At 72.3% G+C, this 8,189-nt stretch carries 8 protein-coding genes; 6 read left to right on the top strand and 2 right to left on the bottom strand.

The features are described from left to right. Positions 1-233 precede the first annotated feature (233 nt). The 3 genes from KBO27_RS32700 to KBO27_RS32690 are packed head-to-tail and all read left to right on the top strand — an operon-like array spanning position 234 to position 2,202. Positions 234-464 (top strand): hypothetical protein, encoded by a 231-nt coding sequence (locus KBO27_RS32700; RefSeq protein WP_210973726.1) that lies wholly within the window; start codon positions 234-236, stop codon positions 462-464. A gap of 5 nt (positions 465-469) precedes the next feature. After that, positions 470-1,168 (top strand): response regulator transcription factor, encoded by a 699-nt coding sequence (locus tag KBO27_RS32695; RefSeq protein WP_210973725.1) that lies wholly within the window; start codon positions 470-472, stop codon positions 1,166-1,168. Next, positions 1,168-2,202, top strand: a complete 1,035-nt coding sequence (locus KBO27_RS32690) for a sensor histidine kinase (protein WP_210973724.1) — start codon at positions 1,168-1,170, stop codon at positions 2,200-2,202. Before KBO27_RS32695 ends, KBO27_RS32690 begins: the two co-directional genes overlap by 1 nt. Positions 2,203-2,261: 59 nt before the next feature. On the opposite strand, the gene KBO27_RS32685 is transcribed toward KBO27_RS32690, so the two are convergent. Beyond that, positions 2,262-3,302 (bottom strand): NAD-dependent epimerase/dehydratase family protein, encoded by a 1,041-nt coding sequence (locus tag KBO27_RS32685; protein WP_210973723.1) that lies wholly within the window; start codon positions 3,300-3,302, stop codon positions 2,262-2,264. Between the two features lie 136 nt (positions 3,303-3,438). On the opposite strand from KBO27_RS32685, the gene KBO27_RS32680 reads away from it, so the two are divergent. The 3 genes from KBO27_RS32680 to KBO27_RS32670 all read left to right on the top strand — a co-directional run bounded on the left by KBO27_RS32680 (position 3,439) and on the right by KBO27_RS32670 (position 7,234). Next, on the top strand, positions 3,439-4,941 hold the full coding sequence (locus tag KBO27_RS32680) for a molybdopterin-dependent oxidoreductase (protein WP_210973722.1): 1,503 nt from the start codon (positions 3,439-3,441) through the stop codon (positions 4,939-4,941). Positions 4,942-5,018: 77 nt separating this feature from the next. Continuing rightward, positions 5,019-5,891: an AAA family ATPase gene (locus tag KBO27_RS32675; RefSeq protein WP_207922235.1), complete on the top strand. Its 873-nt coding sequence runs from the start codon at positions 5,019-5,021 to the stop codon at positions 5,889-5,891. After that, positions 5,888-7,234, top strand: a complete 1,347-nt coding sequence (locus tag KBO27_RS32670; RefSeq protein ID WP_210973721.1) for a vWA domain-containing protein — start codon at positions 5,888-5,890, stop codon at positions 7,232-7,234. Before KBO27_RS32675 ends, KBO27_RS32670 begins: the two co-directional genes overlap by 4 nt. 19 nt (positions 7,235-7,253) lie before the next feature. Here the strand turns inward: KBO27_RS32670 and KBO27_RS32665 are convergent, their stop codons facing one another. Continuing rightward, positions 7,254-8,018 (bottom strand): alpha/beta fold hydrolase, encoded by a 765-nt coding sequence (locus tag KBO27_RS32665; protein ID WP_210973720.1) that lies wholly within the window; start codon positions 8,016-8,018, stop codon positions 7,254-7,256. Positions 8,019-8,189 lie beyond the last annotated feature (171 nt).

Raw genomic sequence — 8,189 nt, 5'->3', positions numbered from 1 at the left:
TAACGTCACCGGGCGAACGCACGGCTGGAAACAGGCCCTGAACACCCTCGTGATGTTCTACGGCGACCGGATCAGCCTCAACTAGAAACCGACCACCGCCTCACCCACGAAAAATCAGACAGGCCCTCGGGTCCCGGAATAGGGCCGTAATCGGGTCACCAGCCTCGACGGGTGAGGGGGCGTCGAGGACCGGGGGACGGGGAACTCGTGGAGTTGGGGAGGTGGTTGCCGCGGTGTCGCGGGTTGATGCGGTGCGGGGGCTCGTCCTGGCGGCTGGGGTGGCCGTGCTGGTGGCGGATCTGTCCGGGCTGAGCAAGGCTGAGGTCGAGCGGATCTGGTTGCCGTTCGGGGTGTGGTTCGCTGTGGGAGGCGCCCTGCTGCCCGCCGGTTCCCGGCGGTGGTGGCTGGGGGCGCAGGCGGTGATCGCGCTGGCGGTCAACCACGTGATCGCGACGAGCTGGTGATCGGGATGCGGGAACAGTCCGGACGGGTGCTGGTCGTCGACGACGACCACGCGGTGCGCGATGTCGTCCGACGCTACCTGGAGCGCGCCGGCTACCAGGTCGACCTCGCCGACGACGGCGAGACGGCCCTGCGCAGCAACGCCGAACGCAGGCCGGACCTGATCGTGCTGGACCTCATGCTGCCGGGCATCGGAGGCCTGGAGGTGTGCCGCAGGGTGCGCGAGCGCGGGCCGGTCCCGGTGGTGATGCTGACCGCGCTGGGCGAGGAGTCCGACCGGGTCGCGGGCCTGGAGCTGGGCGCCGACGACTACGTGGTCAAACCCTTCAGCCCACGGGAGCTGGTGCTGCGGGTGACCTCGGTGCTGCGCCGCGCCACCCACTCCCCGCCCGCCGCGCAGGAGTCCGTCGTGGACGGCGTCCTGGCGCTCGATCCGGATGCCCGCCGCTGCACGCTCGACGGCGTCGAGCTGTCGCTGACCACTCGCGAGTTCGACCTGCTGGCCTACCTGATGCGCAACCCGCGCCGGGCCTTCACCCGCGCCGAGTTGCTGGAATCGGTGTGGGGATGGAACTTCGGCGACCAGTCCACCGTGACCGTCCACATGAGACGACTGCGGGAGAAGATCGAGCCGAGACCCGACCGACCCCACCGGATCAGCACCGTGTGGGGCGTCGGCTACCGCTACGACCCCGAGGCGGGCTGATGGACCTGCTCACCGAGCTCACCCACGTCGCGCCGTACGCGATCGGCCTGTCCCTGCCGGTGGCGCTGATCGGGGCCGGGCTGCTCTACCTGCTCCGGCACCGCTCGCTCGCGACCGCGCTCACGGTACTGGTGCTGGTGCCGCTGCTGGCCACCATGGCGGGCGTCCTCGGCGTCACCGGGTTCATGTTCGGCCCGCTGCTGACCACCGTGGTCGTCATCTGCACCGCCGTCGGGGTGATCACCGTCCCGGTCGCGGTGGTGCTGGGACGCAACATCGCGCGCCGGAGCGTGTGGGAGCGCGAGGCCCGCGCCCGCGAACGCGCCGCCGAGGCCTCCCGCCGCGAGCTGGTGGCCTGGATCAGCCACGACCTGCGGACTCCCCTTGCGGGCATCCGCGCGATGGCCGAGGCGCTGGCCGACGGCGTGGTGGACGAGCCCGACGAGGTCTGCTCCTACGCGAGCCGGATCCAGGGCGAGACCGAACGGCTGTCGCGGATGGTGGACGACCTGTTCGAGCTCTCCCGGATCACCGCGGGCGCGCTGCACCTGGAGTTCTCCGCCGTGCCGCTGCACGACGTGGTCAACGAGGCCGTCGCCGCCGAGCACCCGCGCGCGCAGCGGCGCGGTGTGCGGCTGGCGACCGAGACCGAGCAGTGGCCGGTGGTCTCCGGCAGCGATCCCGAACTCGCGCGCGTGGTGCGCAACCTGCTGTCCAACGCCATCCGGCACACCCCGCCGCGCGGTTCGGTGGTGCTCACCGCGGGCCGGGAGGGCCACCAGGCGTGGCTGCGGGTCGACGACGGGTGCGGCGGCATCGACGCGGCGGAGCTGGAGCGGGTCTTCGAGGTGGCCTACCGGGGAGATCACGCGCGGGGCGACAACGAGCGGGAACCGGCCGGGGCCGGGCTCGGGCTGGCGATCGCGCGCGGCCTGGTGCAGGCCCACCACGGCGAGATCCACGCCCGCAACCACGGCCCCGGTTGCCGGTTCGAGGTGCGCCTACCGCTGGCCGACGGTGCCGCGAACCGCTGACGGCGTGCTCGGCGGTGCGAGCTGAGTCCCGCACCTGAAGCAGCGAACACACCGACCCCTCACACAGCTCGCAGCGGAGCGTCGGCGAATTCCCGCACCCCATCGGCGAATTCGACCGTCGCGCGGAACCCGAGCACCCGCCGGGCCTTGGCCGGATCGGCGACGACGTGCCGGACGTCGTTGGGCCGAGCCCCGCCCACCACCTCCGGAGCGGGACCGCCGCAGGCCAGCGACAACAACTCGGCGAGTTCTCCGATGGTGTGCGGCTGCCCGGAGCAGATGTTGACCGCGTCCAGCTCCCCCGGTGGCCCGGAGGTCTCCAGCGCGGCGAGGTTGGCGGCGGCGACGTCGTGGACGTGCACGAAGTCGCGCCGCTGCCGTCCGTCCTCCAGCACCGTCGGGGCCAGGCCCCGGTGCAGCGCGGAGCGGAACAGCGAGGCCACGCCGGCGTACGGGGTGCCGTTGGGCATCCAGGGGCCGTAGACGTTGTGGTAGCGCAGCGCTCGCACCTCCCCGCCGGTCTGGTGGGCCCAGGCCGCCGCCAGGTGCTCCTGCGCGAGCTTGGTGGCCGCGTAGGTGCTGCGCGGGTCGAGCACCGCGTCCTCGGGCACCAGCTCGGGTTCCAGGGGTTCGGCGCAGCACGAGCACGGCGGCTCGAACCGACCGGCATCGAGGTCCTCGGCGCGTCGCTGACCGGGGCGGACCAGACCGTGTTCGGCGCAGCGGTAGCGGCCTTCCCCGTAGACGACCATCGAGGAGGCCAGCACCAGCCGTCGCACGCCGGTCTCGTGCATCGCGGCCAGCAGCACCGCCGTGCCGAGGTCGTTGTGGGCGGCGTAGTCGGGCATGTCGGACGGGTCGACGCCGTGGCCGACCATCGCGGCCTGGTGACAGACCGCGTCCACCCCGCGCAGCAGCTCGCGCACCAGCTCGGCGTCGCGCACGTCCCCGCGCACCAGCGGGTGCCGGGTTTCGGGAGGGGCGCCGTGGGCCTGGGGCAGCAGCGCGTCGAGCGCGACGATCTCGTGGCCGTGGGCGGTGAGGGTGTCGGCGATGGCCGAGCCGATGAACCCGGCGGCGCCGGTCAGCAGAATTCGCACGCCCCGACGCTAGGACGACGGCGGGCCCGACGTCCCCGATCGAGCCGCGATGTCATCGTTCCACAAGAACTTTCGGCTCTCTTACGCCCGAGCCCGAACTCTGGCCGCGACCGGTGAACCGAGCTCGAATGGAGGCATGACTTCGCTCTCCCGTGGCCGTGCGGCCACGATCGGACTGCTCGCCGCCGGCTCCGCGCTGGCCGCCGGGCACCTGGTCGCCGGTTTCAGCGATCCGCGCACCTCTCCCCCGGTGGCCGTCGGTGGTGCCTTCATCGACCTGGTCCCGCCGGGTGTGAAGGAGTTCGCGGTGGCGGTGTTCGGCACCGCCGACAAGCTCGCGCTGATCGTCGGCATGGCGCTGGTCATCGCCGCGCTCGCGGTGGTGGCGGGGCTGTCCTCGCGACGCTCGGTGCTGCCCGGCGCACTGCTGATCGGCGCGTTCGGGCTGGTCGGCGTGGTGGCCGCGTTGAGCCGGCCCGAGGGCGGGCCGCTGCCCTCGCTGGTCGCGGCGGCCGTCGGAGTGGGCGTGTTCGCCTGGCTGCACCGCGCCGGGCGGGCTCCGGTGGCCACCGAGATCGACCGGCGGCGTTTCCTGGCGACCTCCGGTCTGGTCGTGGTCGGGGCCGGGCTGGCCGGCATCGGCGGGAGTGCGCTGTCGAAGGGGTCCGGGGTGACGGCCTCGCGGGAGGCGGTGGCGGGCCGGTTGCCGAAGGTGCCACCGCCCCCGATCCCGGCGGGCGCGGACTTCGTCGCCGACGGGACGCCGACGTTCCTGACCACCAACCGCGACTTCTACCGGATCGACACCGCCCTGGTCGTGCCGCAGCTGCGCGCCGAGAACTGGCGGCTGCGGCTGCACGGCATGGTCGACCGGGAGCTGGACCTGTCGTTCACCGACCTGATCAACCGGCGCTTGGAGTCGCGGACGATCACCCTCGCGTGCGTGTCCAACGAGGTCGGCGGCAACCTCATCTCCACGGCCCAGTTCGTCGGCGTGCCGGTCCGCGACCTGCTGCTGGAGGCCGGGGTCCGGCCGGGAGCGCAGCAGCTGCTGACCACCAGCACCGACGGCTACACCGCGGGCACCCCCGTCGACGTGCTGCTGGAACCCGACCGGGGCGCGCTGCTGGCCTTCGAGATGAACGGCGAGCCGCTGCCGGCCAAGCACGGGTTCCCGGTGCGCATGGTCGTTCCCGGCCTCTACGGCTACGTCTCGGCCACCAAGTGGCTGGTCGACGCCGAGGTCACCACCTTCGACCGGCGCGCCTACTGGCAACAGCGCGGCTGGGCTCGGCTTGGGCCGATCAAGACCCAGTCGCGCATCGACCGCCCGCAGCGGGCAGCGCAGGTCCCGGCCGGTCCGGTGACCGTCGCGGGGATCGCGTGGGCGCAGCACACCGGCATCGACGCCGTGCAGGTCCGCGTCGACGGCGGCCCGTGGCAGTCCGCGGAGCTGGCCACCGAGGTCGGCCGCGACACCTGGCGCATGTGGCGGGCCAGGCTCGACCTCGCACCGGGAGACCACGTGGTGCAGTGCCGCGCCCTCGACCGCACCGGAACACCGCAGACCGAAGCGCGTCAGGGCGTCGTCCCCGACGGCGCGACGGGCTTGCACGACACCACTTTCCGCTGCACGTGACCGGCGTCACTTCCGTTGGACACGAGCCCGCGCACTGAGCAACCGTTCGGTATGGGATTCGGCGAGGGGAGCGTGCGGTGACCGACGGGCGAACGGGCATCTTCGAGTCGGTCGACGACGTCGTCGAGAAGCTGGCCGAGACCGGCTACCTGGCCTCCACCGCCGTGGCCACCACGGTGTTCCTCGCCGACAAGCTCGGCAAACCGCTGCTCGTCGAAGGCCCGGCAGGCGTCGGCAAGACCGAGCTGGCCAAGGCCGTCGCCGCCGTCGCCGAAGCGCGGCTGGTGCGGTTGCAGTGCTACGAGGGCATCGACGAGGCGCGGGCCCTCTACGAGTGGAACCACGCCAAGCAGCTGCTGCGCATCACCGCCGGTCGCGACGAGACCTGGGACGAGGCCCGCACCGACATCTTCAGCGAGGAGTTCCTGCTGTCCAGGCCGCTGCTGACGGCGATCAGCGGGGACGAACCGACGGTGCTGCTCATCGACGAGACCGACAAGGCCGACGTCGAGGTCGAAGGACTGCTGCTGGAGGTGCTCAGCGACTTCCAGGTCACCGTTCCCGAGCTCGGCACGATCAGCGCCTCGCAGCGACCGTTCGTGGTGTTGACTTCCAACGCCACCCGCGAGCTGTCCGAAGCGCTGCGCCGCCGCTGCCTGTTCCTGCACATCGACTTCCCCGACGCCGAGCTGGAGCAGCGCATCGTGCGGCTCAAGGTGCCCGGGCTCGATGAGGCGCTGGCCGGATCGGTCGTGGAGGTCGTCGGGGCGCTGCGCGGGATGCAGCTGCGCAAGTCGCCGTCGGTGGCCGAGACGATCGACTGGGCCCGCACGCTGCTCGCGCTCGGCGCGGACACCCTCGACGAGGACGTGGTGCGCGACAGCCTCGGGGTGATCCTCAAGCACCAGGACGACGTTCGCCGCGCCACCGAGAAACTGGTCGTGCCATGACGTTGCAGGCTCGCCTGGTCGGCTTCGCCGGGGCGCTGCGTGAGCAGGGCGTGCGCGTCGGTCCGGGCGAGACCGTCGACGCCGCAGCGGTCTTGGAAGTCCTCGGGATGGCCGACCGGGAACGCCTGCGGGAGGGGCTGGCCGCGGCCCTGCTGCGCGCCGACGGGCAGCGCAAGGCCTTCGACGCCGCGTTCGACCTCTACTTCCCCGCCGGGGTGGGAGCACCCGAGAGCGCCCGCAACGGCGACGAATCCGACCTCGAGCAGCGGTTGGTGCAAGCCCTGGCGGGCGATGACTCGGGCGCGCTCGGACAGCTCGCCGGCGAGGCCGTGGACGCGCTCGGGCACTTCGGCGGCGCGGACGGCCCGCAGGGCTGGTCGGCGCACCAGACGCTGGAACGACTGCAGCCGCAGACGCTGCTGGCCCGAGTGCTCGCGGCGATGCGCGGTGACGCCGAGGAGGACTTCACCGATCGGTTCGACCGCGACGAGATCCGCCGCCGCATCGACACCTTCCGCGACCGCGTCCGCACCGAGGCGCGCCGCCGCTCCGCGGAACTGCGCGGCGCCGACCACGTCGCCAAGCACGCCATCGCGCCGAGCGCCGACCAGGTCGACTTCCTCAACGCCGGCCGCGAGCAGCTGGCCGACCTCCGCCGCGCCGTGCAGCCGCTGGCGCGCAAGCTCGCCACGCGCATGGCCGCCCGGCGCCGCCGCGCCGCCAGGGGAACCATCGACCTGCGCCGCACGCTGCGCCGATCGCTGTCCACCGGCGGCGTGCCGCTGCGCCCCGCCTACGCCCACCACCGCCCGGCGCGGCCCGAGATCGTGCTGCTGTGCGATGTCTCGGGCTCGGTCGCCGGGTTCGCCCACTTCACGATGCTGCTGGTCCAGGCCCTGCACGACCAGTTCAGCAAGGTCCGGGTCTTCGCCTTCGTCAACCGCACCGACGAGGTCACCCGCATGATCGAATCGGGCGCGGCCGATCCCGTCGAGCTCGGGCGCAGCATCCTCACCGAGGCCGCGGTCACCGGCTGGCACGACAGCAGCGACTACGGCAACGCGCTGGCCGAGTTCACCGACAAGTACCTGGACGCCGTGGGGCCGCGCACGTCGGTCCTCGTCCTCGGCGATGCCAGGACGAACGGCTGGAACCCCAACCTCGACGCCCTGCACACCATCAAGCAGCGGGCCCGCCACGTCTTCTGGCTCAACCCCGAACCGGAACCGCGCTGGTCGACGGGCGATTCAGCGGCCCGCGACTACGCCCGCATCGCCGACATGCACGAGTGCCGCAACACCAGGCGCCTCACCCACCTGGTCTCCACCCTCCTGCCCGTCTGATTTCCGGAGCGCAGGATCGCTAGAGGGCGCTCGTGGTCAGGAAGCGTTCGAGGGTGGTGGCCAGGGCGATCGGGGTTTCGTCGATCGCGTAGTGGCCTGCGTTGGGGAAGACCTCGACGTCGCAGTGGGGGTACCACTGGGCGAAGGTGGCCTTCATGGTGTCCTCGCCGAGCGCCGGGTCGTGCTCTCCGGCGATCACCTTGACCGGCACCGGGTTCCCGTCGATCTCGGCGTGGAAGTCGGTCGTGGCCCAGGCGCGGAGGTAGTCGGCGACGGCGGCCGGCTCGGAGTGCTTGCGGGAGTGCTCGACCATCGCGTCCAGCCACACCGCGGTGAGCCTGTTGCCCGTGGTCAGGTCGATGATGGCGCGGCGGTTGGCGAGGTCGTCGGCGGCGCCGGAGAACAGCGCCCAGCCCTGATCGTCGAAGGGCACTCCCGACGCCGGGACCGGGGAGATGCCGACCAGCGCCCGGACCCGCTGCGGCGCGTCGGCCAGGACCCGCTGCGCCACCGCTCCGCCCATCGAGTGGCCGACCAGCGAGAAGGTGTCCAGCCCGAGCCGGTCTGCCAGGGCGAGGACGTCGGCGGCGGCCTCGGCGAGGGTGTGCTCGCCCGGCTCGTCGATGCGCCCGCCGTAGCCGCGGTAGTCGGGGAAGACGTAGCGGAACCGGCTCGTGTCCAGGTGCGGGTGCAGGACCCGCCAGGCGGCTGCCGACCCGAACCAGCCGTGCAGCGCGATGACCGGGTGCGCTCCGCCGCCGATCTCCTCGTGTCCGGTGCTCATCGGTCCCCTTTTCGTTCGATCGATCGGTCGTCGCGCGACCATCGCTGAGGTGCGCTTTCCGCGGGCGCACCGATGATCACCGGGCCGGTCGAGGGTAAGCGGCGTCACACGCGGTGGTCAATCGCCTGGTCAGGGCCTGTGTGCCGAGCGCGCCCGGCTCGGCGCGTACAT

This window comes from Saccharopolyspora endophytica, assembly GCF_018070075.1.
Classification (GTDB): Bacteria; Actinomycetota; Actinomycetes; order Mycobacteriales; family Pseudonocardiaceae; genus Saccharopolyspora; species Saccharopolyspora endophytica.
This window is presented reverse-complemented; position numbering and strand designations above follow the sequence as displayed.